This is a genomic window from Thioalkalivibrio sp. ALE14 (genome assembly GCF_000376845.1).
Taxonomy (GTDB): Bacteria; Pseudomonadota; Gammaproteobacteria; order Ectothiorhodospirales; family Ectothiorhodospiraceae; genus Thioalkalivibrio.
In genome coordinates this window covers 75,790-101,849 of the sequence record NZ_AQXY01000030.1, presented here as the reverse complement: position 1 = coordinate 101,849, position 26,060 = coordinate 75,790, and the positions used below count along the sequence as shown (strand labels likewise).

At 67.1% G+C, this 26,060-nt stretch carries 23 protein-coding genes; 11 read left to right on the top strand and 12 right to left on the bottom strand.

From position 1 onward, the window contains the following. Window positions 1-33: 33 nt before the first annotated feature. The gene (locus tag F572_RS0111630; protein WP_017943041.1) at window positions 34-1,542 is read right to left on the bottom strand and encodes a YdiU family protein; all 1,509 of its coding nucleotides are present in this window, start codon (window positions 1,540-1,542) and stop codon (window positions 34-36) included. Window positions 1,543-1,684: 142 nt separating this feature from the next. On the opposite strand from F572_RS0111630, the gene F572_RS0111625 reads away from it, so the two are divergent. Further along, the gene (locus F572_RS0111625; RefSeq protein ID WP_017943042.1) at window positions 1,685-2,188 is read left to right on the top strand and encodes a hypothetical protein; all 504 of its coding nucleotides are present in this window, start codon (window positions 1,685-1,687) and stop codon (window positions 2,186-2,188) included. 50 nt (window positions 2,189-2,238) lie between these two features. Here the strand turns inward: F572_RS0111625 and argH are convergent, their stop codons facing one another. Next, the gene (gene argH, locus F572_RS0111620) at window positions 2,239-3,687 is read right to left on the bottom strand and encodes an argininosuccinate lyase (protein WP_017943043.1); all 1,449 of its coding nucleotides are present in this window, start codon (window positions 3,685-3,687) and stop codon (window positions 2,239-2,241) included. Between the two features lie 115 nt (window positions 3,688-3,802). Here argH and F572_RS0111615 point away from each other — a divergent pair, with 115 nt between their 5' ends. The 4 genes from F572_RS0111615 (at window position 3,803) to F572_RS0111600 (ending at window position 7,468) form a co-directional block, all read left to right on the top strand. Next, entirely contained in the window at window positions 3,803-4,834 is a 1,032-nt protein-coding gene (locus tag F572_RS0111615; RefSeq protein WP_017943044.1) for a sensor histidine kinase, read from the top strand. After that, window positions 4,831-5,553, top strand: a complete 723-nt coding sequence (locus F572_RS0111610) for a LytTR family DNA-binding domain-containing protein (RefSeq protein ID WP_017943045.1) — start codon at window positions 4,831-4,833, stop codon at window positions 5,551-5,553. The genes F572_RS0111615 and F572_RS0111610 overlap by 4 nt, the downstream gene beginning before the upstream one ends. 138 nt (window positions 5,554-5,691) lie before the next feature. Beyond that, a complete protein-coding gene (gene hemC / locus F572_RS0111605) occupies window positions 5,692-6,636 on the top strand; it encodes a hydroxymethylbilane synthase (RefSeq protein ID WP_081602055.1) in 945 nt (314 codons plus the stop codon). A 4-nt stretch (window positions 6,637-6,640) separates the two neighbouring features. After that, complete coding sequence (locus F572_RS0111600; protein WP_017943047.1) at window positions 6,641-7,468, top strand: uroporphyrinogen-III synthase; 828 nt, start codon at window positions 6,641-6,643, stop codon at window positions 7,466-7,468. A 288-nt stretch (window positions 7,469-7,756) separates the two neighbouring features. On the opposite strand, the gene F572_RS0111595 is transcribed toward F572_RS0111600, so the two are convergent. After that, window positions 7,757-8,785 (bottom strand): CDP-6-deoxy-delta-3,4-glucoseen reductase, encoded by a 1,029-nt coding sequence (locus F572_RS0111595; RefSeq protein ID WP_017943048.1) that lies wholly within the window; start codon window positions 8,783-8,785, stop codon window positions 7,757-7,759. A gap of 175 nt (window positions 8,786-8,960) precedes the next feature. On the opposite strand from F572_RS0111595, the gene F572_RS0111590 reads away from it, so the two are divergent. Continuing rightward, entirely contained in the window at window positions 8,961-9,554 is a 594-nt protein-coding gene (locus F572_RS0111590; protein ID WP_017943049.1) for a hypothetical protein, read from the top strand. Here the strand turns inward: F572_RS0111590 and F572_RS0111585 are convergent. From F572_RS0111585 to dnaA, 9 genes are all read right to left on the bottom strand, one after another. Continuing rightward, window positions 9,551-10,486 (bottom strand): alpha/beta fold hydrolase, encoded by a 936-nt coding sequence (locus F572_RS0111585; protein ID WP_017943050.1) that lies wholly within the window; start codon window positions 10,484-10,486, stop codon window positions 9,551-9,553. The genes F572_RS0111590 and F572_RS0111585 overlap by 4 nt on opposite strands. 48 nt (window positions 10,487-10,534) lie before the next feature. Then, window positions 10,535-11,998: a 4-hydroxy-3-polyprenylbenzoate decarboxylase gene (gene ubiD / locus F572_RS0111580; RefSeq protein WP_017943051.1), complete on the bottom strand. Its 1,464-nt coding sequence runs from the start codon at window positions 11,996-11,998 to the stop codon at window positions 10,535-10,537. Between the two features lie 29 nt (window positions 11,999-12,027). After that, the gene (gene xth, locus F572_RS0111575; protein WP_017943052.1) at window positions 12,028-12,795 is read right to left on the bottom strand and encodes an exodeoxyribonuclease III; all 768 of its coding nucleotides are present in this window, start codon (window positions 12,793-12,795) and stop codon (window positions 12,028-12,030) included. Then, window positions 12,792-14,843, bottom strand: a complete 2,052-nt coding sequence (locus F572_RS0111570; RefSeq protein ID WP_017943053.1) for a M3 family metallopeptidase — start codon at window positions 14,841-14,843, stop codon at window positions 12,792-12,794. Before F572_RS0111570 ends, xth begins: the two co-directional genes overlap by 4 nt. Before the next feature lie 130 nt (window positions 14,844-14,973). Then, a complete protein-coding gene (locus F572_RS0111565) occupies window positions 14,974-15,498 on the bottom strand; it encodes a hypothetical protein (protein ID WP_017943054.1) in 525 nt (174 codons plus the stop codon). Window positions 15,499-15,530: 32 nt separating this feature from the next. Then, window positions 15,531-17,960: a DNA topoisomerase (ATP-hydrolyzing) subunit B gene (gene gyrB / locus F572_RS0111560; RefSeq protein ID WP_018158465.1), complete on the bottom strand. Its 2,430-nt coding sequence runs from the start codon at window positions 17,958-17,960 to the stop codon at window positions 15,531-15,533. Window positions 17,961-18,087: 127 nt separating this feature from the next. Beyond that, window positions 18,088-19,170 (bottom strand): DNA replication/repair protein RecF, encoded by a 1,083-nt coding sequence (locus tag F572_RS0111555; RefSeq protein WP_017943056.1) that lies wholly within the window; start codon window positions 19,168-19,170, stop codon window positions 18,088-18,090. Between the two features lie 13 nt (window positions 19,171-19,183). Continuing rightward, window positions 19,184-20,287 (bottom strand): DNA polymerase III subunit beta, encoded by a 1,104-nt coding sequence (dnaN, locus tag F572_RS0111550; protein ID WP_017943057.1) that lies wholly within the window; start codon window positions 20,285-20,287, stop codon window positions 19,184-19,186. 251 nt (window positions 20,288-20,538) lie between these two features. Then, window positions 20,539-21,909, bottom strand: coding sequence for a chromosomal replication initiator protein DnaA (gene dnaA, locus F572_RS0111545; RefSeq protein ID WP_017943058.1), 1,371 nt, complete (start codon window positions 21,907-21,909; stop codon window positions 20,539-20,541). A gap of 153 nt (window positions 21,910-22,062) precedes the next feature. On the opposite strand from dnaA, the gene rpmH reads away from it, so the two are divergent. Genes rpmH through mnmE form a run of 5 tightly spaced genes read left to right on the top strand, consistent with a single transcriptional unit; the run spans window position 22,063 to window position 25,860 of the window. Continuing rightward, window positions 22,063-22,197, top strand: coding sequence for a 50S ribosomal protein L34 (gene rpmH, locus F572_RS15430; protein WP_018141118.1), 135 nt, complete (start codon window positions 22,063-22,065; stop codon window positions 22,195-22,197). 22 nt (window positions 22,198-22,219) lie between these two features. Then, window positions 22,220-22,573, top strand: coding sequence for a ribonuclease P protein component (gene rnpA, locus F572_RS0111535; protein WP_017943059.1), 354 nt, complete (start codon window positions 22,220-22,222; stop codon window positions 22,571-22,573). Next, on the top strand, window positions 22,570-22,827 hold the full coding sequence (yidD, locus tag F572_RS0111530) for a membrane protein insertion efficiency factor YidD (protein ID WP_017943060.1): 258 nt from the start codon (window positions 22,570-22,572) through the stop codon (window positions 22,825-22,827). The genes rnpA and yidD overlap by 4 nt, the downstream gene beginning before the upstream one ends. 8 nt (window positions 22,828-22,835) lie before the next feature. Continuing rightward, window positions 22,836-24,536: a membrane protein insertase YidC gene (gene yidC, locus F572_RS0111525; RefSeq protein ID WP_026143159.1), complete on the top strand. Its 1,701-nt coding sequence runs from the start codon at window positions 22,836-22,838 to the stop codon at window positions 24,534-24,536. A 7-nt stretch (window positions 24,537-24,543) separates the two neighbouring features. Next, entirely contained in the window at window positions 24,544-25,860 is a 1,317-nt protein-coding gene (gene mnmE / locus F572_RS0111520) for a tRNA uridine-5-carboxymethylaminomethyl(34) synthesis GTPase MnmE (RefSeq protein WP_017943062.1), read from the top strand. The last annotated feature ends 200 nt before the right edge of the window (window positions 25,861-26,060 follow it).

The following is a 26,060-nucleotide window of genomic DNA, read 5'->3' as shown; positions in this document are numbered from 1 at the left end:
TGGCGCGCGAACCGCGCGCCCGCATCGATCGTTTCACGACGAACAACTCAGCTGAATACCGCTGGCCCATTCCGGAGGCAGGTCCGCATACGCCTCGAACTCCGGCTGCTCGTCGAATGGACGCGCGAGGATCTGCTGCAGACGCAGCACCTCCGACGGATCCCCCGCCTCGGCCTGCTCGATCGCCGCCTGCGCCAGGTGATTGCGCAGGATGTACTTCGGATTCACCGCGTTCATCGCCGCCCGGCGCGCATCCACCGCCAGCGCCTCCTGCGCCAGCCGCGCCTGGTAGCGCGACCACCAGGCCCGCCAGGCGGCCCCATCCTCCAGTTCCGATTCCAGCTGCGCGCGCGTCTCCGCCTGCTCCAGCTCCGGCAACTGACGGAAAAAGCGAGTGTAGTCCACGCCCTCGGCCGCCATGCGCGCCAGCAGGTCCTGGATCAGCGCCTCGTCGCCTTCCTGCGCCGCCTGCAGGCCAAGCTTCGCCCGCATGCGCGCGAGCCACGCAGCTCGGTACTGCGGCTGGAAGTCCTGCAGCAGGCCCTTGGCGCGCTCGATGGCCGCCTCGCGCGTGACGTCGGCAAAATAGATCACCAGGGTCTCGGCCAGGCGGATCAGGTTCCATTGCGCGATCTGCGGCTGCTGGTCGAAGGCGTAGCGCCCGCCCTGGTCGGTGTGGTTGCAGATGTAGCCGGGGTCGAAGGCGTCCATGAACGCGAACGGGCCGTAGTCGATGGTCAGGCCGGCCAGGCTCATGTTGTCGGTGTTCATTACGCCGTGACAGAACCCGATGGCCTGCCAGTCGGCGACCATCTCCGCGGTGCGGGCGATCACCGCCTCCAGCATCGCGGCGACGGGATCATCGGCCCCCTGGAGTTCCGGGTAGTCATGCGCCAGGGCGTAGTCGATCAGCTCCTGCAGGCGGGCGCTGTAGCCGTTGTAGTGGAAGTACTCGAAATGGCCGAAGCGCAGGAAGCTGGGCGCGGCGCGCAACACGATGGCCGCCGGCTCGATGCGCTCGCGGTACACCGGCAGGCTGGACCCGAACAGCGCCACCGCGCGGGTCGTCGGCACACCCAGCGCGGCCATCGCCTCGGAAACCAGGTACTCGCGCACCGAGGAACGCATCACCGCACGCCCGTCCGCGCCCCGCGAGAAGCGCGTGGGGCCGGCGCCCTTGACCTGCAGCTCCCAGGTCTCGCCGTGACGGGTTTGCACCTCGCCCAGGAGCTTGGCGCGCCCGTCGCCCAGTTGCGGGACAAACACCCCGAACTGGTGCCCGGCATACACCGACGCCCGCGGTTCCGCCCCTGTTAGCTCGTGACCCCACGTGCAGGCACCGAGCCACGGGTCGCGCTCGAAGGTCGCGGGCTCCAGGCCCAGTCGCTCGCACATCGCGGGGCTGGTCACCAGACAGGCAGCATCCGGGAACGGGGCCGGCGCCGGGGTCTCGTGAAAGGCCTCCGGCAGGCGGGCAAAGCGATTGATCCACTCCAGTTCGGAGTCGGTGCGGGCAGCTTGGACGGGGTCGGGGACCGACATGGGGCATCTCGGCAGGTTGCGGTGTCAGGGGTTATCATGCGCGTCGCATCGGCCCCGGTTCAGGAACCCACGGCGGTCGCGCGTTCATTTTCCGGCCGGGGCCCTGCAGTCCCCGGCAGTCCGCATCCCGGAGGCAAGCCCCGTGTCCGAACATGACAATCCCAAACCGCAGAACCTGAAGACCAGCGAACGTCTGGTCTGGCTCGGTTTCATGCTGTTTTTCGTCGTCGTGCTGGCGATCTATATCGCGCGCGGCAACGGTCTCGAGCAGGACCTCGCGGAGGCCAACCGCGACCTCCTGCAGACACAGATGCAATTGCAGCAGTACACCCGGCATGAGGTGCCGCGCCCGGTGGAACTGGGCCTGACCAACGCCCACATCCAGGACCTGCAGCGCCGAGGCATGGCGCGCCCCAACGAGCGCCTGGCGAATGACCTGATGCAGCAGACCGGCCTGATCCCGCACGAGGCGCCGGAGGGCGAGGCCTACGCGTTCCGCCGCGACGGCATCCACGTGCTGAACCACCAGTGGGTGCTGGCGAACTTCGAGGGGGATTCCGCCCATGGCCAGCTGCTGCTGGCCTACGAGGTCGTGCACGGCAACGTGCACTGGGAAGTGCTGGAGTCCACGCTGGACCGGATGTAAGGGCCACCGGCCCCGGGCGGGGGGCGCGCTCCCCGTCCCGGAACCCCCGGTCAGGTGTCGGCGCGCGCCAGTGCGTCCAGGTGTTCGCGGGCGGCTGCGGCCTGACGACGTACCTGCTCCGGGGCCGTGCCCCCGGTGAGGTTGCGCGCGGCGGCCGAGCCTTCCGGCGTCAGCACCGCGAAGACATCCTCGCCCACCGCCGGACTGATCGCCTGCAGGTCCGCCAGCGGCAGTTCCGCCAGGTCGACCCCGCGTTCCTGGGCCGTGCGCACCGCCCGCCCGACGATCTCGTGGGCATCGCGAAAGGCCACGCCCCGCCCCACCAGGTAGTCCGCCAGATCCGTCGCAGTAGCGAATCCCTTGCGAGTCGCCGCCAGGGTGTTCTCCCTGCGCACCTCGAGGTTTGGCACCATGTCGCCGAAGGCGCGCAACGAACCCAGCAGGGTGTCAACGGTGTCGAACAGCGGTTCCTTGTCCTCCTGATTGTCCTTGTTGTACGCCAGCGGCTGGCTCTTCATCAGGGTCAGCAGCGACATCAGGTGGCCGTAGACGCGGCCGGTCTTGCCGCGCACCAGTTCGGGTACGTCCGGGTTCTTCTTCTGCGGCATGATCGAGGAACCGGTGCAGTAGCGGTCCGGCAGCTCGATGAAGGCGAACTGGGCGCTGGTCCACAGCACCAGCTCCTCGGCCTGGCGCGACAGGTGCATCATCAGCGTCGCCGCGGCCGCGGTGAATTCGATGGCGAAGTCACGATCGGACACCGCGTCCAGGGAATTGCGGGTAACGCCATCAAAGCCCAGCAGCTCGGCGGTGTATTCACGATCCAGCGGATACGGCGTGCCGGCCAGCGCGGCCGAACCCAGCGGCAGGATGTTCACGCGGCGGCGCGCGTCGCGCAGGCGCTCGGCGTCCCGGTCCAGCATCTCGTACCAGGCCAGCATGTGGTGGCCGAAGGTGACCGGCTGCGCGGTCTGCAGGTGGGTGAAGCCCGGCATTACGGTCTCCGCCTCGCGTTCGGCCAGCGCGACCAGGCCATCCTGGTAGCCAATGATCAGGCGCAGGATGTCGTCGATGCTGGCGCGCAGCCATAGGCGGATGTCGGTGGCGATCTGGTCGTTGCGCGAGCGCCCGGTGTGCAGCTTCTTGCCGACGTCACCGATGCGCTCGATCAGGCGCGCCTCGATGTTCATGTGCACGTCCTCGCGCCCGACCTGCCAGTCGAACTCGCCGGCGGCGATCTCGTCGCGGATCGCATCCAGGCCTTCGAGGATCTGGCCGGCCTCGGCGTCAGTCAGCACGCCGACCTTCGCCAGCATGCGCGCATGGGCCTGGGAGCCCTGGATGTCCTCGCGGTACAGGCGACGGTCGAAATCCACCGATGCGGTAAAGCGTTCGACGAAGGCATCGGTCGGCTCGGAAAAACGCCCGCCCCACAGCTTGGCCTCGCCGGGAGCGGCGGGCGTGGCGGCTGGCTTGTCGTGCGGGGAATCCTGCGTCATGGTGCATCCTGGAGCGGCTTGGAAAGACACGGAAGTATACGGGCACAACGAGGGGGAGAACATGGTGCGACCGCGCCCCCGGAACAAGGCCCGGAACCAGGGGAGCAACAGACGCATGGCCCAGGGGGACACCGCCGGGGAGACCAACGGGGAGCTGTCGCCGCTGCCGGACTTCTGCAGCGCCGAGACGTTGCTGCGCGTGTTGATGGTGGCGGTGCTGCTGGCACTGGCGATCGCGCTGCTGCGCGGCGGGGGGCAGGACTGGCTGTCGGCCCTGGCACTGCATGCCCTGTTCATCTTCTGGGTAGCACTGACCAGCCTCCTGATCCTCTGCGCCCTGAAACGGCCGCTGCGCAGGCTGCCGCTGACGACTCAGATCGTGCTGCCGCCCCTGGTTCCAATTGCCAATACCGCGATCGTCTATCGCCTCGCCGAGGAGCTGGTGCTGGCCGATCCGGCCCTGCGCTGGCCGGTGATCGGCGTGGCGACCATCCTCAGCCTGGTGGCGATGCACTACCTCTACCTGCAGGCGGCCTGGCAACGCGAGACCCGGGCCGTGGCGACCGCCCGCGAGCAGGCGATGCGCGCGCGCCTGCGTCCGCATTTCCTCTACAACAGCATGAACACCATCGCCGGACTGTGCCGCAGTGACCCGGCGCGCGCGGAACAGATCACCCTGGACCTGGCGGATCTGTTCCGCGCCACCTTCGCCACCGGGGACCACCACACGCTGCGCGAGGAGCTGGATCTGGTCCGGGCGTTCCTCGGCATCGAGCAGACCCGCTTCGGCGAGCGCCTGGCGCTGGACTGGGACTGCCCCGACCACCCGGGGCTGGATCTCGCCGTGCCAACACTGTTTCTGCAACCGCTCGCGGAAAACGCAATCCAGCACGGCATTGCGCCGGCGCGCGGGCCCGGCCGCATCTGGGTGCGCTGCCGCATGGACTCGGGCCGGGTCACGCTGACCCTCGGCAACAGTGTCGACCCGCAGGCCCAGGGTGCGGGAACCGGGACCGGTACCGAGGCGGTCCGGCTGCGGCTGCAGCACGCCTTCGGCGGGCAGGTACACTTCCAGACGCAGCATGACCGCGAGCAATTCGAGGTCCGCATCCAGCTGCCACTGGCGAACCGGGAGGGAAGCCCATGAACAAGAGCCCACTGGACTTGCTGGTTGCCGACGACGAGCCGATCGCCCGCCAGCGCCTGACGGCCCTGGCGCAGGACCTGGGGCATCGGGTCGTGGCCGAAGCCGCACACGCCGGCGAGGTCACGACACAGCTGCAGTCCCTCTCTCCGGATGCCCTGCTGCTGGATATCGACATGCCGGGAGAAACGGGGCTCGAACTGGCCCGGCGGCTGCACGCGGAGGACCCGGGGCTGACCGTAATCCTGGTCACCGCCCACGACCGCTTTCCGCTGGAGGCCTTCGAGGCCGGGGTGCGCGACTATGTGCTGAAGCCGGTGCGCCGCGAGCGCCTGGAACAGGCGCTGCAGCGGGCGGTGCAGCAGAAGCAGGGTCGGGGCGAGACCTTCCCGAACGAGGTGCACATCACGGTCGGCCGCCGCGAGGAACGCGTGCCGCTGGAACGGGTGGACATCTTTATCGCCGAGGGGGGCTACGTGATGGCCCGATCGGCGCGCCTGGCCGGCTTCGTGGACGCCCGGTTACGCGACCTGGAAGCGTGCTACGGCCCGGCCCTGCTGCGCGTGCACCGCGGCTGCCTGGCGGTGAAGGCCTCGATCAAGGGGATCGAGAATCTGGGCCCGACCGACAACCGCCTGCTGTTCCACGACGACCTGGACCCGATGCCGATCAGCCGGCGCCAGCTTCCGCGGGTGCGCGAATACCTGCGCAACGGGACTTGAGCCGCCCGGCCCGCCGGCGGACAAACGAACCGTCATGGCCCGCGCATGCGGACGGTATTCGGGGACGGGGCGCAACGCCGTTATACTAGGCGGTTTTGAACGCCCGGCCGCCCGCGCCGAGGCTCGCCCGGACGACCCATGAAGCCAGTACGCATTGCCACCCGAAAAAGCCCCCTTGCCATGTGGCAGGCGGAACATGTCGCTGAACGCCTGCGCGCCCGCGAGCCGGAGCGTCCGGTCGAACTGGTGGGCATGACCACCCAGGGCGACCGGGTGCTGGACTCCCCGCTGGCACGGATCGGCGGCAAGGGGCTGTTCGTGAAGGAGCTGGAGATTGCACTGCTGGAGGATCGCGCCGACATCGCGGTCCACTCGGTTAAGGACGTGCCGATGGAGCTTCCCGAACAGCTGGAACTGCCGGTGATCCTGGACCGCGAGGATCCGCTGGATGCGTTCGTGTCCAACCGTTACGCCCATGTCGACGAGCTCCCGCAGGGGGCGCGGGTCGGCTCTTCCAGCCTGCGCCGGCAATGCCAGCTGCGGGCGCGGCGGCCGGACCTGGAGGTCCGCGACCTGCGCGGCAACGTGAACACCCGCCTGGGCAAGCTGGACGCGGGCGAATACGACGCGATCCTGCTGGCCGCGGCCGGGCTCAAGCGCCTCGGGTTTCACGAACGCATCCGCACCTGCCTGGAGCCGGACGTAAGCCTGCCCGCGGTCGGCCAAGGAGCAATCGCCATCGAATGCCGCGCCGGGGACAGTGCCATTGGCGAGCTGATCGCGCCGCTCAACGACCCCGACACCGCCGACCGCGTGCGCGCCGAGCGTGCCTTCAACCGACGCCTGGAGGGCGGCTGCCAGGTCCCGCTGGCCGCCCACGCCACACTGGCCGGGGATCAGCTTCACCTGGACGGCCTGGTCGGCGCGGTCGACGGCAGCCGCCTGCTGCGCCGCCAGGTCGAGGGACCACGCGGTGATGCGGAGGCCCTGGGCATCCGGCTGGCGGACATGCTGCTGGAACTGGGCGCGGGCGAACTACTCGCCGCCGCCCATCGCGAACACGGCCAGGACAACAGGGGATAGACGCATGACCGCAAGCGCAGACGAAAACGCCGCCGCCGAAGGGAACGGGCCGCTGGCCGGCCTGGGCATCCTGGTCACCCGCCCGGCCGCGCAGGCGGAACCCTTCTGCAATGCGCTGGAGACCGAGGACGCGACCGTGATCCGTTTTCCGGTGCTTGAAATTCTCGCCCCCAGCGACCCCACCAACCTGCGCGAGGTCCTGGATCGGCTGGATGACTTCGACATCGCGGTGTTCATCAGCCCGAACGCGGTGCAGCGGGTGCTGAACCTGGCGCTGGCGGACCGCGAGTGGCCCGCGACCACGCAGATCGCCGCCATCGGCAACCGCACCGCGCAGGAACTGAAGGGGTTCGGTCGCCCGGCGGATATCCTGCCGCCGCGGCGTTTCGACAGCGAGGCGCTGCTGGCACAGGAGGCCATGCAGGACGTGGCCGGCAAGCGCGTGGTCATCTTCCGCGGCGACGGCGGGCGCGAGCTGCTGGGCGACACGCTCAAGGAACGCGGCGCCGAGGTCACCTTCGCCGAGGCCTACCGCCGCGGCCGCCCCGAGGGCGATACCGGCGAGCTGATGTATTCCTTCTCGCGCGGGCAGATCGACATCATCACCATCACCAGTGGCGAAGGCCTGCGCAACCTGTACGAGATGGTGGGCAAGCTGGGGCGCATGTGGCTGCGCAAGACGCCGCTGGTGGTCGGCAGCGAGCGCATCGCGGAGATCGCGCAGGAACTCGGCTTCAAGGCCGCGGTGGAGACCGCCGAGGACCCCACCGACGCCGCCATGCTCGCCGCCGTCCACCGCCTGGCAGAGCAACTGCGCACCGGCGGCGTCTAGATTCACAGGAAGACGCGAAGCAACGAAGAAGGGCGATTTGACCACAGAGGGCACGGAGAACACGGAGCAAAACACAGGGCATTCATCGGGTCCGACTGCGTCGGTCAGAACAACACTCCGACGCCTGCACCACCACGTGGCGGCATGGCCTCGGACGTTCGTCTCTCGTCTCGAGCGAACAACCGGTCGCCCTTTATAGAGACCGCCTTTGAATTTCTCTGTGAACGCTGTGCCCTCCGTGGTGCATCCGCCCTTGCCTTCTTCGCCCCTTCGCGTCTTCCTGTGAGATCACTCGGCCGGGGTGGCGGGCTCGAAGCTGTCGTAATAGAGCTGCTCCGGCGGCAGGCCCGCCGCGCGGAAGGCCTCTCGGGCCGCATGAATCATCGCCGGCGGGCCGGCCATGTAGACGTCGAAGCCGGACAGGTCCGGGTACTCGGCCAGGACCGCATCGTGCGGCCAGCCAGCGACGGCGGCAAAGCCGGCGGCGGTCGCCGCCGGGGTCTCCGACAGCACTGGCGTAAAGCGGAAATGCCCGGCGTGCTCGTCCGTCATCTTTTTCAGCCAGTCGGGGGCGTAGACACCCTCGGCTGCGCGCGCACCCCAGAACAGGTGGTGCGGGCGATCCAGCCCCTCCGCGGCCAGGTGATCCAGCATCCCCTTCAGCGGGCCGAAGCCGGTGCCGCCCCCGACGAACAGGCGCGGGCGCGGGGACTCCTCGTCGACGAAGAAGCTGCCGAGTGGGCCCTCGATGCGCAGCAGGGCCTTGGGCTTAAGCTCCTCGAACACCATGGTGGAGAAGCGCCCGCCCGGCATGTGCCGCACATGCAGGACCAGTTGGGCATCGTCATGCGGGGCGTTGGCGATCGAGTAGCTGCGGCGGTCGCCGCCCTTCAGCAGGATGTCCAGGTACTGCCCGGCGAGGAACTGCAGCCGCTCGGTGGCCGGGAGCTGCAGACGCAGCTCCATCACGTCGTCGGCGAGGCGATTCAGCTCCGCTACGCGGCAGGGGAGGGTCTTGACCACGATATCCCGGGCGGCGCCGATCTCGCGTACCTCGATCTCCAGATCATCCACCGGCACCGCCTGGCAGAACAGCGCCATGCCGTCGGCCAGTTCCGCCTCGGTGATGCCCGGCGGCTTGCTCGGGCCGTGATCGACCTCACCCTGCAACACCCGCCCCTTGCAGGAGCCGCAGGCGCCATTGCGGCAGCCGTAGGGAAAGGCGAAGCCCTGGCGCAGGGCGGCCTCGAGGACGGTCTCGTCGTCCTCCATCTCGAACACATGGCCACTGGGCTGAATGGTGACATCGAACGCCATCGGGGTCCCCCTGTCGCGGAAAGCCCGTCATTCTCGCCAGACCCGGGCCGAACGCAAGCAACCGCAATGAGGCCGGGTCGTAGGGTTGGGACGTGACGAGTGGCCTCGCGGGGGTTCCCTTGGTCTGGCAGCTTCGGCAAAATCACGTGATCCACACAAAAGACAAGGGAATGCCATGCGTCATCTGCTGATTGCCGCCGGGGCCGGGTTGCTCCTCGCGACGGGCTGTGCCTCCAACGAGACTCGTTCCACGGATTCCACCGAGTCCGCCGATACCGCGGGCCAGGCCGAGGCCCCCGCCACCACCGCCGCCGATGTCCCGGCCGACGCGCCGGTGATCCGGGTGGCCCACTCGGTGCCCTACAGCGACGATGCCACCATCGCGAACAACATCCGCCAGGAGTGCAACCTCGAGGAACAGTTCTCCGAGTTCATCGCCCATTACGGCGCCGACCAGGGCATCCGGTTCGAACGTCGCCAGGATGTTGGCCCCTCCGCCGGGGGGCAGGTGCTGATGGTGGAACTGACCGATGCCGTCAGCGGCGGCAACGCCTGGATCGGCCATCGCAAGGTCACGGAGGCGGCCGGCACGCTGTACGCGGACGGAGAGGAACAGGCGAGCTTCACCTCGCGGCGCTTCTCCGGCGGCGGGGCCTTCGGCGGCTTCAAGGGTTCCTGCTCGGTGCTCGGCCGTACGGTACAGGCCATGGGCCGCGACATCGCAACCTGGTCGGCCGCACCAGCGGACGGCGCCCACCTGGGCGACTAGTCGCAGGCGCCGGGGTTTCGAGCGACGGCGGGCCCCGGCGCGTCCCGCGCCACCCGCTCCATCCAGGCCACCAGGCGCGTGGCCGTCTGCTGCCAGTCCGGGGCATGCAGGAGCAGATGCGGCCAGTCCGGTTCGGTCCAGACCTCGGCCAGGCCCCGCGGATGGGCCTCGGCCGCAGCGCAGACCGAGGCCTTCAGGATGGTCCCGTCCTGCTCGCCCCACAGGTAGACCACCGGCGCGCTGACATGCCCGATGGTGTCGGTGGCGTACTGGGCCAGCCAGACCACACCGGCATAGGTATCCATGCGCACGCGCCGGATGATGCGCGGATCGTGGGCGATACGCTCCACCGCCGGCGGCGCGAGGCTGTCGGTATAGTCCGGATCGATGGTCAGCGTGAGTCCGCCGGCGAGGGTCTCGCCGGCGCGCACGGCAGCGTCCCACAGGCCGCGCGCCGGGATACCGCCGCGCAGTCCCGGGGCGACGGCGATGACCCCGGCCACCGGCAGGTCCGGGAGCGTGGCGAGCGCGGCCAGCGCGGCGGAGCCACCCATGCTTTCGCCGAGCACGAAGACCGGCCGGTCGGGGTACGTTATGCGCGCCCTCCGGACCATCACGGCGACATCCTCGATCAGGGCCTCGCTGCCCGGCCAGCGGCCGTGCGGCTCGCTGGCGCCATGGCCGCGCTGGTCCAGGGCGTGCACCGCGTAGCCCCGGGCGGCCAGCCATGGACCCAGTTCCTCGTAGGCGGCGGCGTGGTCGCGAAAGCTGTGCAGGGCGACGACCACGGCGGACGGGTTGTCGGCCGGCCAGTGGCGGATGCGTTCCGGGGCGATGGAAGCGGGAGCCGCGTCCGTCATCGGAGCCTGGGCCGCGCGCACAGTCTCACGCTCGGGGGTGGCGGCGCAGGCCGCGAGGGCGAATACCAGCACGAGCAGAAACGCCGGGCCGCCCGTCGCGTGTCCCGGGCGTCTCACGTGTCATAGCCCCAGTTCATCCCAGATCTCGTCGACCCGGCGCTTGACGGCCTCGTCCATCGCGATCGGTCGGCCCCACTCGCGCTCGGTCTCGCCGGGCCACTTGGTGGTGGCGTCCATGCCCATCTTCGAGCCCAGACCCGAGACCGGGGAGGCAAAGTCGAGGTAGTCGATCGGGGTGTTTTCCACCAGCGTGGTGTCCCGTGCCGGGTCCATGCGGGTAGTAATGGCCCAGATCACGTCGTTCCACTCGCGGGTATTCACGTCGTCATCGACCACGATCACGAATTTCGTATACATGAACTGGCGGAGGAAGGACCACACCCCCATCATCACGCGCTTGGCGTGGCCGGGGTACTGCTTGCGCATCGAGACGACTGCGAGGCGGTAGGAACAACCCTCCGGTGGCAGGTAGAAGTCCACGATTTCCGGGAACTGCTTCTGCAGGATGGGGATGAAAACCTCGTTCAGGGCCACGCCGAGGACGGCCGGTTCGTCCGGTGGGCGCCCGGTATAGGTGGAGTGGTAGATCGGGTCGTCGCGATGGGTAATGCGGTCGATCGTGAAGACGGGAAACTCGTCGACCTCGTTGTAATACCCCGTGTGGTCCCCGAACGGGCCCTCCGGGGCGGTGTCGCCGGGGTGGATATGACCCTCGAGCACGAATTCGGCGGAGGCCGGGACCTCGAGGTCCGAACCGATGCAGCGGGTGACCTCGGTACGGCTGCCCCGCAGCAGGCCGGCAAAGGCATATTCGGACAGGGTATCCGGCACCGGGGTCACGGCACCGAGGATGGTCGCCGGATCGGCACCTAGCGCCACGGCAATCGGGAAGGGCTCGCCCGGATGGGCGCGAGTCCACTCCTGGAAATCCAGGGCACCGCCGCGATGCGAGAGCCAGCGCATGATCACGCGATTGCGCCCGATCACCTGCTGGCGGTAGATGCCGAGGTTCTGGCGGGTCTTTTCGGGGCCGCGGGTGACCACCAGCCCCCAGGTGATCAACGGCCCGGCGTCTTCGGGCCAGCAGGTCTGGACCGGGAGGCGGGAGAGATCGACGTCGTCGCCCTCGATCACGTGGCGCTGGCACGCGGCCCCGCGGGTCTTCTTCGGCGCCATGTCCAGCACTTTGCGGAAGACCGGCAGCTGTTCCCACGCGGCCTTCAGCCCCTTGGGCGGGTCCGGCTGCTTGAGGAACGCCAGCAGCCGGCCGACTTCGCGCAGTGCCTCCACCGAGTCCTCGCCCATGCCCATGGCCACGCGCTCTGGGGTCCCGAACAGGTTGGCCAGAACCGGTATATCGGAGCCGGTGGGGTTCTCGAACAGCAGGGCCGGACCGCCCGCGCGCAGGACACGGTCGGCGATCTCGGTCATCTCGAGATTCGGGTCGACCTCGCGGGTGATGCGGCGCAGTTCCCCGCGCTGTTCGAGGCCGTAGATGAAGTCGCGCAGATCCTTGTACTTCACAGGTGCTCCCAGGGCATAGGCCGGTTGGGCTAGTCGGCGAATTCGGCCCACACCGGGGCGTGGTCGGAGGGGCGCTCCCAGCCGCGGGGTTCGCGGTCGATGCCGGCGGCCTGAAGCCGGGCCTGAAGCGGGTGGCTGGCCAGGATCAGGTCGATCCGCAGGCCGCGATTGCGGCGGAACGACGCGGCCCGATAGTCAAACCAGGAGAATTCCTCCTCGGGCTGATCGAAGGCGCGAAAGGTATCCGCGAGCCCCAGGTCGGTAAGAGTGGCCAGCGCCTCGCGCTCCGGCGTGGAGCACAGGATGCGTTCATGCCAGGCCTCGGGATCGTGCACGTCGCGGTCCTCCGGAGCGATGTTGAAGTCACCCAGGACCACGGTATTGGGGTGCCGGGCGATCTCGTCGGCCAGCCAGGTCCGCAGGCGCGCCAGCCAGTCGAGCTTGTAGGCGTATTTGTCGGTGCCCACGTTCTCGCCATTAACCACGTACAGGTTGACCACGCGGACGTCGCCAATGGTCGCGGCCAGGATGCGGCGCTGGGCATCCTCCAGTCCCGGTGGGTCGGTGACGACGTCGGTCGCCTGGGTGCGCGAGAGGATGGCGACCCCGTTGTAGGTCTTCTGCCCGGAAAAGACGACCTCGTAGCCCGCGTCGCGGATCGCGGCGGCGGGGAAGTTCTCGTCGGTCAGCTTGGTCTCCTGCAGGGCCAGGATGTCCGTTCGCGAACTGTTCAGCCAGTCGAGCACTTGCGGCAGGCGCACCTTCAGGGAATTGACGTTCCAGCTGGCAATTTTCACGCGGCGTCCTCCTCGAGACCGCTGTGACGCAACAGCGCATCAATCTGCGGATCCCGGCCACGGAAGGCCCGGAAGGAGTCGGCGGCCGGACGAGAGGCCCCGGCCTCGAGGATCTCGCGCAGGTAGGCCGCGCCGACCTCGGGCGAGAACAGACCCTCTTCCTCGAAGCGCCCGAAGGCGTCGGCCGAAAGGACTTCGGCCCACTTGTAGCTGTAATAGCCCGCCGCATAGCCACCGGCGAAGATATGGCCGAAGCCGTGGGCGAAGCGGTTGAACTCCGGGGGGTGGACGACGGCAATCTCGCCGCGGACGGACTCGAGCAAGCGCTGGATCTTGGTCGCATCCGACGGGGCCGGGCCTGCGTGCAGGCGCATGTCGAACAGGGAAAACTCCACCTGGCGAAGCAGCTGCAGGGCCGCGTGGAAGTGGCGCGTCCCCAGCAGGCGCTGGTAAAGGTCCTCGGGCATGACCTCTCCGGTCTCGTGATGACGGGCGAACAGGTCCAGGGCCTCGCGCTCCCAGCACCAGTTCTCCATGAACTGGCTGGGGAGTTCGACCGCATCCCACTCCACGCCGTTGATGCCGGCAATATCGGGTTCGTCGACGCGGGTCAGCATGTGATGCAGGCCGTGCCCGAACTCGTGGAAGAGGGTGATGACCTCGTCGTGGGTAAACAACGCGGCCTTGCCGTCGACCGGCGGGGTGGAATTGCAGGTCATGTAGGCGACCGGGAGCTGGGAGCGGTCGCCGAAGACAAAGCGATTACGGCAGACATCCATCCAGGCGCCACCACGCTTGTTCTTGCGTGCGTAGAGATCAAAGTAGAAGCCGGCGCGTTCGACGCCATTGGCATCAAATATACGATAGAACCGGACATCGTCGTGCCAGGTCTCGACGCTGTCATCGGGCTCGAAACGGACCTGGAACAAGCGTTGGACCAGCCCGAACAGGCCGTTCACCGCCTGATCGGCCGGGAAGTACGGCTTCAGCATCTCCTGGCTGAGGCCGAGGCGACGCTCCCGCATCTTTTCCGCCGCGAAGGCCATGTCCCAGGCCTCGAGGTGCTCCAGACCGAGTTCGTCGCGCGCAAAGGCCCGCAGCTCTTCCAGGTCACGTTCCGCCTGCGGCCGCGCGCGGCGGGCCAGGTCCAGGAGGAAGCCCTCGACCTGCTCGGCGCTGCCCGCCATCTTGGTCGCGAGGGAACGCTCGGCATAGTGCGCAAAGCCGGTCAGCCGTGCCTTTTCCTCGCGCAGCTGCAGGATCGCGACCATGATCTCGCTGTTGTCGTGATTTCCCGCCCCGGGTCCACGGTCGGAGGCTCGCGTAGTAAACGCCTCGTAGACGCGGTAGCGCAGGTCGCGATCGGTTGCATGGGTCATCACGGCCAGGTAGCTCGGGATGTCCAGGGTCACGACAAAGCCGCTCTGGTCATGATCGCGCGCATTCTGCGCCAGCATGGCGCGGTCGGATTCGGGGATGCCCGCGAGCGCCTCGGGATCATCCGTCTGCCAGGTCCAGGCCTGGGTGGCATCCAGCACGTTCTCCTCGAAGCGGGCAGTCAGTTCGGACAGCCGGGCATTGATGGCCCGCAGGCGTTCGCGCTCGGCCTCCGGGAGGTCCACGCCGCTGAGATGGAAGTCGCGCAGCATGTCGTCCAGCACCTTGCGCCGCTGCGGCGAGAGCCGGTCGTATTCGTCGCTTTCGGCGAGACGGCGAACGGCCTGGTAGAGGCCCTGATGCTGGGATACCCAGCTTCCGTAGTCCGAAAGCAACGGGAGACTGGCGTTGTAGGCCTCGCGGATCGCGGGGCCGTTCATGACCGCGTTCAGGTGCCCGACCGGGGACCAGACCGCGTCCAGACGCGTGTCCAGCAGCTGCAGGGGGTGGATCAACGTGTCCCAGGTCGGCGCGTCGCCTACGGATTCGACCAGGCGGTCGATTTCGGTTCGGTTCTCGACCAGCACGGTCTCTACTGCGGGCAACACGTGCTCGGGTTCAATGGAGCGGAAGGCGGGCAGCCGGTCGGTCTGCAGCAGGGGATTGGACACGGTCTCTCCTGGGTTCGGGTCGCTCAGCGGGACAGCACGGGGCCGTCCGGGGACGGCGTGCGTTGGCCTGCGAATTATGCCATTCGGACCGAATCGCAGGGAGGGCGTTCCCTGGAATCAGCGGGGTTGATCAGGACCTTGAGGCAGGCGGTGGGCCCACGGGTTCGAAGGCACGATAGCCGGTCAGGCGCGCGAGTGGGCCATAGGCCCAGTGGCGATGCAGGGCCGCAAAGTCCGAGACTGCATGGTTGTAGCGTGCGAGCGCCTGAGCGATGGCCTCGTCCAGGGCCCCTACGCGCCGCCGGATGTCATCCGAATAAAGCACAGCATCCGTTGAATAATCAATTATTTCAGTGAGATAACGATCCCACGTATCACGAATGGTGCGCTCGGCGGCCGCAAGTGCGGGGAGATCGCCGCAGCGCCGCGAGCGCTCCTGATCCTGAACAGCGACGTGCACGGCCGCCAGTACCTCGGGCGGGTCGGGGGTCACCGAATAGGCCTGCTGGAGCAGCCCGTTTCGCTGCGTAAGCAACGTGTCCAGGCGATCCCAGGCCGCAACGACCCGGCGCTCGTGCACGGCGAGATGGGTATGCAGGCGAAACCCGATCAGGCTGAGGACCACCAGGATCGTGATCAGGGCCAGGACCTGCATGAAGGCGGAGGGATCGGGTCGGTCAGCGACGGTCAGATGTCGACGTTTTCCGCGCTCAGGGCCCGGGACTCGATAAAGTCGCGGCGGGGTTCGACCTGGTCACCCATCAGCGTGGTGAAGATCTCGTCGGCGCGGATCGCATCCTCGACACGCACCTGGAGCAGACGCCGGGACTCGGGATTCATGGTGGTCTCCCACAGCTGCTCCGGGTTCATCTCGCCGAGACCCTTGTAGCGCTGGGTCGCCAGGCCGCGGCGGCCTTCCTGCAAAAGCCACTCCATGGCCTCGGAAAAGCCCTCGATTACGTGGATTCGCTCACCGCGCTTCATGTAGGCGCCCTCGTCGAGCAGGGCATTCAGGCGTGCGGACAGATCCAGCATCGCCTGGAAATCGCGCGAGGCCAGGGTGTCGTCATTGAGGTACTGCGACAGTGCGGCGCCGTGCTCGATTCGATCCAGACTCAGCTGGGCGTGACCGTCGCGATCGGTGACGGCACCCAGGCTGTAGCGTGTGGCGCCCGCCTTGTCGCTGGACAGACCGTCCAGGATCCGGCCAAACCACGCCTGAACGGCCGGGTTGGTAACGCTGCGCGGCTCAGGGATCGCGTCCGCTTCGAGCATCGCCCAGAGGATCCGCGGGTCATACAGGCGACCCAGTCGTTCGACCGCGCGAGCCGCCTTCTGATAGCCCTTCACCAGGTCCTCGAACGCCTCGCCGGTAATCGGAGGGGCCTCGGGGCTGGGATAGAGCGCAGCCCCGTCCAGGGCGAGCGAGATCACGATCTCGCCCATCTCGGCCTCGTCGCGGACGTATTGCTCGCGTTTGCCGCGCTTGATCTTGTACAGGGGCGGTTGCGCGATATAAATGTGGCCGCGTTCGATCAGCTCGGGCATCTGACGGAAGAAGAAGGTCAGCAGCAGGGTGCGAATATGGGATCCGTCCACATCCGCATCGGTCATGATAATGATGCGGTGGTAGCGCAGCTTGTCCGGATCGTATTCGTCCTTGCCGATGCCGCAGCCCAGAGCCGTAATCAGCGTGCCGACCTCGGCCGAGCCGAGCATGCGGTCAAAACGCGCCCGCTCGACATTCAGGATCTTCCCCTTCAGCGGGAGGATGGCCTGGAAATGGCGGTCCCGGCCCTGTTTGGCGGATCCACCCGCGGAGTCGCCCTCCACCAGATAGAGTTCGGACTGGGCCGGATCCTTCTCCTGGCAATCAGCGAGCTTGCCGGGCAGCCCGGCGATATCCAGCGCGCCCTTGCGACGGGTGACCTCGCGGGCCTTGCGCGCGGCCTCGCGGGCGCGTGCCGCATCCAGCACCTTTTCGGTGATCGCCTTGGCCTCCTGCGGATTTTCCAGCAGGAAGTTGTTCAGCGCATCGGAGAGCACACTCTCGACGATCGGCTTCACCTCGGAGGAGACCAGCTTGTCCTTGGTCTGCGACGAGAACTTCGGGTCGGGGACCTTGACCGAGAGCACGGCGGTGAGACCTTCGCGCATATCGTCACCGGCGGTGGCGACCTTGGCCTTCTTGATCAGGCCCTCGTTCTCCAGGTACTGGTTGATGGTGCGGGTAAGGGCCGCGCGGAAGCCGGCCATATGGGAGCCACCGTCGCGCTGCGGGATATTGTTGGTGTAGCAGAAGATGTTCTCCTGATAGGAGTCATTCCACTGCAGGGCGATCTCGACGGCGTAGTCCTCGCGCATCTGGTCCGCATAGACGACGGTCGGGTGCAGCGCCGTTTTCTTTTCGTTCAGGTGTTCGACAAAGGCGCGGATGCCGCCCTCGAAGACGAAGGTCTCCTCCCGATTGTCGCGATGGTCGCGCAGCGTGATTCGGACGCCGGAGTTCAGGAAGGACAGTTCGCGCAGGCGCTTCGCCAGGATCTCGTAGTGAAAGTTGATGTCGGTGAAGATCTCGGGGCTCGGGCGGAACCAGATCTTCGTGCCGTTGCGCTCGGTGGTTCCGGTCGTCGCCAGGGGCGCATCCGGCACCCCGAGGTGATAGACCTGTTCATGGATCTCGCCATCCCGATGGATCTCGAGCCGGAGTTCCTCCGACAGCGCATTCACCACGGAGACACCCACGCCATGGAGACCGCCGGAGACCTTGTAGGAGTTGTTATCGAACTTCCCGCCGGCATGCAGCACGGTGAGGATAACCTCGGCCGCCGACATACCCTCTTCCTCGTGGATATCGACGGGGATCCCGCGACCGTTGTCGGTGACCGATACGGCGTTGTTCTCGTGGATGGTGACTTCAATGGAGTCACAGTACCCGGCGAGGGCTTCGTCGATGGAGTTGTCGACGACCTCGAAGACCATGTGATGCAGGCCCGTACCGTCATCGGTATCTCCGATGTACATGCCGGGTCGTTTACGGACGGCGTCGAGTCCCTTCAGGACACGGATCTGGGAAGAATCGTAGGCAGCGGGGTCTTGGGCTTCGATATCGGACATGCGGGTCATTCATCCGGCCAGTTGCAGACACGCCAGTATAGCGCAAAGCCGGGGGTCACCGGTGACGGCCGGAACAGGCGACAGCTTTCCCGCGTGGGTAGGGTTATGCCTGGGTGGAGGGTTGAGATCAGCGTTCGGTGGAGGGTGTTACGCGACCATGTTTCACGTGGAACAATCGGCCCGAGCCTGCGTCCGCCAACCCGGGTATCCGATCCTCTACAGCCGTCACCAGGATTTGCCAATGGGCGGCGGACAGTCCCGCCATCAAACCATCAACCGCCTCCCGATCCATTTCCGACACCACGTCATCCAGCAACAACACCGGAGCGCGCCCTGTCTCCGCCTCCAGCATCCGCGCCTGGCCACCCACCAGAGCCGTCACCAAACGTTTCTGCTCACCCCTGGACGCCTCGGCCGCCGGTCGCCCGGACAGCCTTAAATCGATATCGGCGCGTTGCGGCCCAATCTGGGCAAAGCCCCGTTCCTCGTCGCTTTCCCGACTTCGCTCCAGGGCCTCCCCGAGCGCTCGTTCCCGATCCCAGCCCATCCGGACCTTCAGACCCAACCCACCGAGGCGTTCGCCAAAACCGAATTGATCCCCCGCTTCTGCGGTCGCCCGACCCCACGCCTCGACATACCGCTCGCGCGCCTCACTGATCAGCGCCCCGAACGCCACCCAGGGCCGTTCGAACTCCCTGGCCCCAGCCCGGTCCCCGGACCGTAACGCCGCATTGCGCTGGTCATGCGCGCGCTTCCAACGCTGCCAGTTCCCCCGGTACCCGGCAATGGCATGAAAGCAACCCCAGTCCAGCAGCCTTCTCCGCTCCTCCGGCCCCCCGGTCAGGAGTTCGAACGAACCGGCGTGCAGGGCCCGAACCGGCAGCCATTCCGCCACCGCCGCATGCCCTTCCACCCAGCGTCCGTCCAGCCGCGAACGCCGGATCCCGTCCCAGGCGAGTCCCAGCCGGTGCGTCCCTCCGACGGTGTCCCGGACGGACGCCCCCACCCAAAGTTGCTCAGCGCCGGTGCGCAGCACGCGTCTCAACTGCTGCGTTCGAAACGATCGCCCGGCCGCCAGGATGTGCACCGCCTCGAGCACCGAAGTCTTGCCCGCCCCGTTCGCTCCAATCAGGCGATTGATCCCGGGCCCCAGGTCCAGTGACCCTTCCTCGAGATTGCGCACCCCCTGCCACCACAGCGACTCCAGCACGCAGCCCCCGGGCCTACAGGCGCATGGGCATGACCACGTAACGTGCCCCGCCGGGGGGCTCCGCCTGGATCAGGATCGAGGAATTTCCGTCGCGCAGTCCGATCCGGACCTGCTCGGTCTCCAGCACGTTCAGCACATCCGCCAGATACCCCAGGTTGAATCCAATTTCCATCGGACCGCCATCGTATTCGGCTTCCACCGATTCCTGGGCCTCTTCGCGATCCGCGTTGTGGGTCATCACCTGGCATCCGTTTTCGCCCAGAACCATGCGTACACCGCGGTACTTGTCGCTCGCCACAATGGCCACCCGCCCCAGAGCCTGCTTCAGGGTCTCCCGATCCACGCGCAGCGTGGCAGGGAGATCCGCAGGGATCACACGTTCATAATCGGGGAAGCGCCCCTCGATCACCTTGCTTCGTAGCACGGCATTGCCCAGCTCGAAGACCACCTGGTCCTCGCCGAACCCGATCCGAACCGGCGTTTCGTCATCAGAGAGGTTCCGGCGTAATTCCGCCACCGCCTTGCGCGGTACGATCCGCTCGACGCGGCCCTCTACCGGCTGCTCCAGTTCCACCTCGGCCAGCGCCAGTCGATGGCCGTCTGTGGCGACCGCTCGCAGGCTGTTCCCGCTGGCAACCAGCAAGAGCCCCTGCAGGTAATAGCGCACATCCTGCTGTGCCATCGAGAACATGGTGGCCTCCAGCAGCCGCCGCAAGCGGTTCTGCGGCACGTCCAGGACGACCTCGGAGCCTCGCGCCTCCCAGTCCGGGAAATCGGCGCCGGGCAGGGTGGCCAGGCTGAACCGCGACCCACCAAAGCCCACGGTCATCCGCTCGCCTTCCACCCGAGCACGAATCTCGCTATCCGCAGGCGCAGCCTTGACGACATCCAGGAGCTTGCGCACCGATACGGTCACATCGCACTCCCCCGGGATCGACCCCGAGGCCCCCGCCTGCCAGGCGAGCTCCAGATCCGTGGTATCCATCCGTATCGCACCATTGTCATCCGGGCGCAGACGGACGTTTCCCAGGATGGGCATCGTCAATCTTTTTTCGGCCGCCCCCACAATCCGTTGCAGCGCTTCGGTCATCGTCTCGCGATTGAAAGACAGTTCCATGGCGATGTCCTGTATCTAGTCTGTTTAGATATTTATCTAGTAATAATAAGGGCGGGCTGCACCTGTGCAGGAAACCCGAAATCCGTTTCTATATCAGAGTGTTGCATCTCAATTTCCGGTCCCGTGAACCTCTGTGAACCCTGTTGCCAACCTGTGGACAGTTTTGGCGCCTGGTTTTTCCCCGCTCCCATACCGTCGTTACGCCCAGGTTATCCACAGCTTTGTTAGCGCGCGTTACCGGCCGGGATTCCCTAACTGCTCAGCGTGCGCAACAGGTTGGAATAGTCCTCGTCCAGGCTGGCATCTGCCTCGCGCAGCTCGGCCACTTTGCGGCAGGCGTGAATAACCGTCGTGTGGTCCCGGCCGCCGAACGCCTGACCGATTTCCGGCAAGCTGTGCTGGGTCAACTCCTTGGCCAGCGCCATGGCGATCTGGCGGGGCCGGGCAATCGAGCGGCTGCGCCGCGTGGAGAGCAGGTCCGCGACCTTGACCCGATAGTAGTCGGCCACCGTCTTCTGGATATTCTCCAGCGTAATCAACTTGTTCTGTACTGCGAGAAGGTCGCGCAACGCGTCCTTGGCAAAATCCAGTGTGATCGGTTTCCCGGTGAAGTGGGCATTGGCGATGACGCGCCGCAGCGAGCCCTCCAGCTCCCGGATGTTGGAGCGGATGCGCTTGCCCATAAAGAAGGCTACTTCGGATGGAAGCTCGATCCCGGCCTGCTCGGCCTTGCGCTGCAGGATCGCCACTCGGGTCTCGAGCTCCGGCGGCTCGATCGCGATCGTGAGTCCCCACCCGAAGCGGGACTTCAGCCGTTCCTCGAGCCCTTCGACCTCCTTGGGGTAGCGATCCGACGTCAGGATGATCTGCTGCTGACCTTCGAGCAGGGCATTGAAGGTGTGGAAGAACTCTTCCTGCGAACGTTCCTTCCCGGCAAAGAACTGGATATCGTCGATCAATAGCGCATCGGCGGATCGGTAGTGCTGCTTGAACTCGTCGATTGCGTTGTGTTGCAGCGCCTTGATCATGTCCGCCACGAAACGCTCGGAGTGCAGGTAGATGATCCGCCCTTCGGGATGTCTGGCCAGGATGCTGTGCCCGATTGCGTGCATCAGGTGGGTCTTGCCCAGCCCCACCCCGCCGTAAATGAACAGCGGGTTGTAGGCCACCCCCGGATTCTCCGCTACCTGCAGGCTGGCGGCCCGCGCGAGCTGGTTGGACTTGCCCTCGACGAAGCTGTCGAACGTGAATGCCGGATTGAGATTGCTGACCGGGCCCTGGGGCCGGGGCGCGGGGCTGGGCTTTTCCGAGCCGCCCCGCGCGGAGTTCGTCTCCCGGGTCCCGGGGCCGGGTGCCGCCGGAAGTTCCGCGCCGCCAATGCCCAGTCGAACGCGCCGCGCATCGCCGCCATCTGCTGGCTGAAGCTCGCCCACGGTCTCCTCGATTGATTCCAGCAGGTGATCACGCACGTGCTCGAACACAAACTGATTCGGTGCCAGCAGGCGCAGGGCACCCCCTGACTCCTCGGCATGTAGCGGGCGAAGCCAGGTGTTGAGTTGCTGCTCGCTGACCTTCCCCTGCAGGCGATCCAGACAGGCTGTCCACAGGGCATTGGCTGACACGCGTTCGTCTCCGGGGCGGCGGGGCTTGGAAGCTCCCGAGTCTACGCCGATGGAGGCATCCGGTGCCAGCGACGCGCCACGGTCCGCGATTGACTTTGCGCCCGGATAGCGCTAGTTTTCACCGCCCTTTAACCAAGCGTCACGGGAACTGTCATGAAGCGCACTTTTCAACCCAGCCGGCTCGTTCGCGCCCGCACGCACGGCTTTCGGGCCCGTATGGCCACCCGTGGTGGTCGCAAGGTCCTGAACGCCCGCCGCGCCAAGGGCCGCAAGCGCCTCTGCCCGTAACCCGGGCGGCGCGCCGGCTCCCGTGACCGCGGCGCCAGCCATCCAGACGTTTCCGCGCCGCGTCCGTCTTCTGACGGGTGCGGATTATCAGCGTGTATTCGAGGATGCCCGGCGCCAGCGCGGTCGCGACCTGACCCTGCTCTACCGGCGTTCGGAATCCGGCGAGGCGCGCCTGGGCCTGGCCATCGGCAAGCGGCACGTCCGTCACGCCTCGGACCGGAACCGGATCAAACGGATTGTGCGCGAGGCTTTTCGCCTCCGCCGCACCCAGCTGCCGCCGGTCGACATGATCGTGCTGGCCCGTGGCGGCGCGGCGACCACCGATCGTCGAGCCCTGCGTGCCGAGATCGACAGCCTGCTGGAACGTCTGCAATGAGTCTGCCCCGCAAGATCGCACTGTTGCCCGTCCGGGCCTACCAGTACGGCATCTCGCCGTTCATGGCCCCGCATTGCCGGCATTACCCGACCTGCTCGGCGTATACCGTCGAGGCGGTCGAGACCCACGGGGTCCTGCGCGGTTTCTGGCTGGGCCTGCGGCGTATCCTGCGCTGCCACCCCTGGTCGCCGGGCGGCTATGACCCGGTCCCGGCCCCGCGTTCCGATTCTCCCAGCACCCGACCCTCAAAGTAGTCGCGCTCATGGATAACCTTCGTCCCCTTTTGTGGCTGACCCTGGCCTTTGTCCTGTTCCTGATGTGGCAGGCCTGGAACCAGGATTACGGCACCCCGTCCCAGCCCGATCGCGCCGCCGAGCAGGCCGCCGAGGATCCCGACGCGCGACCGGAGGATGTGCCGGATGCGCCGCAGTTCGAGTCGGACGCGGACCCCCGGGCGGACGACGCGCCGCAGGTCAGCACCTTGCAGGAGCCGGATCGGCGCCACGTCACGGTGCGCACCGACACCCACGAGATCCTGATTGATACCCGTGGCGGTACCTTGCTGCGCGCCGACCTGCTGCAGTATCCCCAGGACCTGCAGGACGATCCGCTGGTGCCGGTGCGCCTGTTCGACCACCGCGTACGCGGCTATGTCGCGCAGAGCGGTCTGACCCACGACCGAGTGAACGACCGTTCCATGGAGGGCCGGGCCCCGTCGCACCATGCCCATTTCCAGGTTGATCAGGAACGCTTCGAGCTCGCCGATGGCCAGGAAACGCTCGAGGTCCCGCTGCGCTGGACCTCCGACGACGGCGAGATCGAGGTCACCAAGACCTATACCTTCACCCGGGGCTCGCACCTGATCGAGGTGGACTACGAGGTCCACAACCGCTCGGATTCTACCTGGAGCGGTCGTCAGTACCGTCAGCTGCGTCACGGCGCCACGCCCGACCGCGAGTCCTGGTGGCTGTACACCTTTACCGGGGCCGCCTACTTCGACGGCAGCTACGAGCGCGAACGCTTCGAGTCCTTCCGCGACGATCCCATCCAGGCGCGCATCCAAGGCGGCTGGATCGCGATGATCCAGCACTACTTCGTCTCGGCGTGGATTCCGGGCGAGGACGAGGTCAACGCCCTCTATGCCCGCGCGGTCCCCAGTGATCTGGGCGACGAGTACCTGATCGGTCTCCATTCCGAATCGCGCCAGATCCCCGCCGGCTCCAGCGGCGAGTTCTCCACTCGGCTGTGGGTGGGCCCGAAGCTGCAGGACGAACTGTCCCAGATTGCCCAGGGGCTGGAGCTGACCGTCGACTACGGCATCTTTACCTTCCTGTCCAAGCCGCTGTTCTGGCTGCTGGACAAGATCCACATGGTCCTGGGCAACTGGGGCTGGTCGATCGTCGTACTGACCATCCTGATCAAGCTCGCGTTCTTCAAGCTGTCCGCGACCAGCTACCGCTCGATGGCGCGCATGCGCAAGGTCGCGCCCAAGCTGCAGGCGCTGAAGGAACGCTACAAGGACGACAAGCAGCGCATGAACCAGGCGCTGATGGACCTGTACAAGAAGGAGAAGATCAACCCGCTGGGTGGCTGTCTCCCGATCCTGGTCCAGATCCCGGTGTTCATCGCCCTGTACTGGGTGCTGCTGGAGAGTGTGGAACTGCGTCAGGCGCCCTGGTGGCTGTGGATCCAGGACCTGTCCTCGCGCGATCCGTACTTCATCCTGCCGATCCTGATGGGCGTATCCATGTTCGTGCAGTACAAGCTGAACCCGCCGCCGATGGACCCGGTGCAGCAGAAGATCTTCATGGCGCTGCCGTTCGTGTTCACCGTGTTCTTCGCCTTCTTCCCGGCGGGTCTGGTGCTGTACTGGTTTACCAACAACCTGTTCTCCATCGCCCAGCAGTGGTACATCACGCGCAAGATCGAGGGCGGCGAGGACCCGGACAAGCAGAAGAGCTGACCCGCTCGTGACCGTGACGGACACCATCGTCGCGGTCGCCACCCCGCCGGGGGTCGGCGGCATCGGCGTGGTCCGGCTGTCCGGCCCGCAGGCGCAGGCCATCGCTCAGCGTCTGACGGGGCGCGACAGTTTGCGGCCCCGTCACGCCCACTATGGCCGCTTCCGCGATCCCGCCAGTGGCGAGGCCCTCGATGATGGCCTGATCCTGTTCTTCCCGGCCCCGCATTCCTACACCGGCGAGGACGTGGTCGAGCTGCAGGGCCACGGCAGCCCGGTGCTGCTGGAGGCAATCGTCGCCGCGGCAGTGGATCAGGGTGCGCGCCGCGCGCGGCCCGGCGAATTCACCGAACAGGCGTTTCTGAACGGCCGCCTCGACCTCGCGCAGGCCGAGGCCGTGGCCGACCTGATCCACGCCCAGACGGCCCAGGCCGCCCGGCTGGCCCGCTCCAGCCTGGACGGGGCACTCGCCGCCGAGCTGGAGCCCGTGTCGCGCACGATTCGCGACATGCGCGTGATCATCGAGGCGGAGATCGACTTCGGCGAGACCGACCTCGAGTCCGAGGCCGCCCCCGATATCGCCCGCCGCGCCGAGACCCTTCACGCGACCATCCGCGAACTGCTGGAACGCCTGCGCCCGGCGCGCTATTTCGCCCAGGGCCTGCGCCTGGCACTGGTGGGCGCGCCGAATGTCGGCAAGTCCAGCCTGATGAACCGCTTGGCCGAGAGCGAGGTCGCGATCGTTACCGATCGGCCGGGGACCACCCGCGACGTCCTGCGTTCCCCGATCGCCATCCACGGCATCCCGGTCGAGCTGATCGACACCGCGGGCCTGCATGCCAGCGACGATCCGGTGGAGAGAATCGGCATGCAACGTGCCCGCGAGGCGGCGACCGGCGCCGATCTTGTAGTCGAGCTGCGCGACCTCACCCGGCCCGAGGCCGTTCCGGTGCTCGAGGCCGCGCCCGACATCCCTCGTCTTGTGGTGTGGAACAAGCTGGACTGCATCGCGGCGGGTTCGGCACCCGCCGATGAACTCACCATCTCCGCGAGCACCGGCGCCGGAATCGATGCCCTGAAACGGGCGATCGTGGAACGCCTGGGTGCGGGCGAGGGCGGCCAGCAGCGCTTCAGCGTCCGCGCCCGCCATCTCGACGGGTTGCGCGCGGCGGCCACGCATCTTGCCGCCGTCGACGCGCACGCGCCTCCGGACCTGATCGCCGAGGAACTGCGCCTGGCCGAGCACGCCCTCGACGAACTCCTCGGTCGCCAGGACCACGAGGCCCTGCTCGGCGAGATCTTCGCCGGCTTCTGCATCGGCAAGTAAGCGCCCAGCCCTCTGGGCGATAGGGGTTTCCCCTGGCTCCGAAGCCCGCGCGCCCCCCAGCGCCCATCCTTGCGAGCGAAGCGAAGCAATCGCCGGAGGCAGGCGCAGCCTCGGCCTCCCCGTCCGGGGCTGCCGTACTCGCTTGCCACGGCGCCTTCGGGACCTCGCCATGACCCACAGCTGGCTGCGACGCCTGTCGA

Bases quoted from the DNA above. Each gene is read 5' to 3' on its own strand.
- F572_RS0111630 (WP_017943041.1), bottom strand. From the start codon at position 1,542: ATGTCGGTCCCCGACCCCGTCCAAGCTGCCCGCACCGACTCCGAACTG.
- argH (WP_017943043.1), bottom strand. From the start codon at position 3,687: ATGACGCAGGATTCCCCGCACGACAAGCCAGCCGCCACGCCCGCCGCT.
- F572_RS0111615 (WP_017943044.1), top strand. From the start codon at position 3,803: ATGGCCCAGGGGGACACCGCCGGGGAGACCAACGGGGAGCTGTCGCCG.
- F572_RS0111610 (WP_017943045.1), top strand. From the start codon at position 4,831: ATGAACAAGAGCCCACTGGACTTGCTGGTTGCCGACGACGAGCCGATC.
- hemC (WP_081602055.1), top strand. From the start codon at position 5,692: ATGAAGCCAGTACGCATTGCCACCCGAAAAAGCCCCCTTGCCATGTGG.
- F572_RS0111600 (WP_017943047.1), top strand. From the start codon at position 6,641: ATGACCGCAAGCGCAGACGAAAACGCCGCCGCCGAAGGGAACGGGCCG.
- F572_RS0111595 (WP_017943048.1), bottom strand. From the start codon at position 8,785: ATGGCGTTCGATGTCACCATTCAGCCCAGTGGCCATGTGTTCGAGATG.
- F572_RS0111590 (WP_017943049.1), top strand. From the start codon at position 8,961: ATGCGTCATCTGCTGATTGCCGCCGGGGCCGGGTTGCTCCTCGCGACG.
- F572_RS0111565 (WP_017943054.1), bottom strand. From the start codon at position 15,498: ATGCAGGTCCTGGCCCTGATCACGATCCTGGTGGTCCTCAGCCTGATC.
- gyrB (WP_018158465.1), bottom strand. From the start codon at position 17,960: ATGTCCGATATCGAAGCCCAAGACCCCGCTGCCTACGATTCTTCCCAG.
- dnaN (WP_017943057.1), bottom strand. From the start codon at position 20,287: ATGGAACTGTCTTTCAATCGCGAGACGATGACCGAAGCGCTGCAACGG.
- rpmH (WP_018141118.1), top strand. From the start codon at position 22,063: ATGAAGCGCACTTTTCAACCCAGCCGGCTCGTTCGCGCCCGCACGCAC.
- yidD (WP_017943060.1), top strand. From the start codon at position 22,570: ATGAGTCTGCCCCGCAAGATCGCACTGTTGCCCGTCCGGGCCTACCAG.
- yidC (WP_026143159.1), top strand. From the start codon at position 22,836: ATGGATAACCTTCGTCCCCTTTTGTGGCTGACCCTGGCCTTTGTCCTG.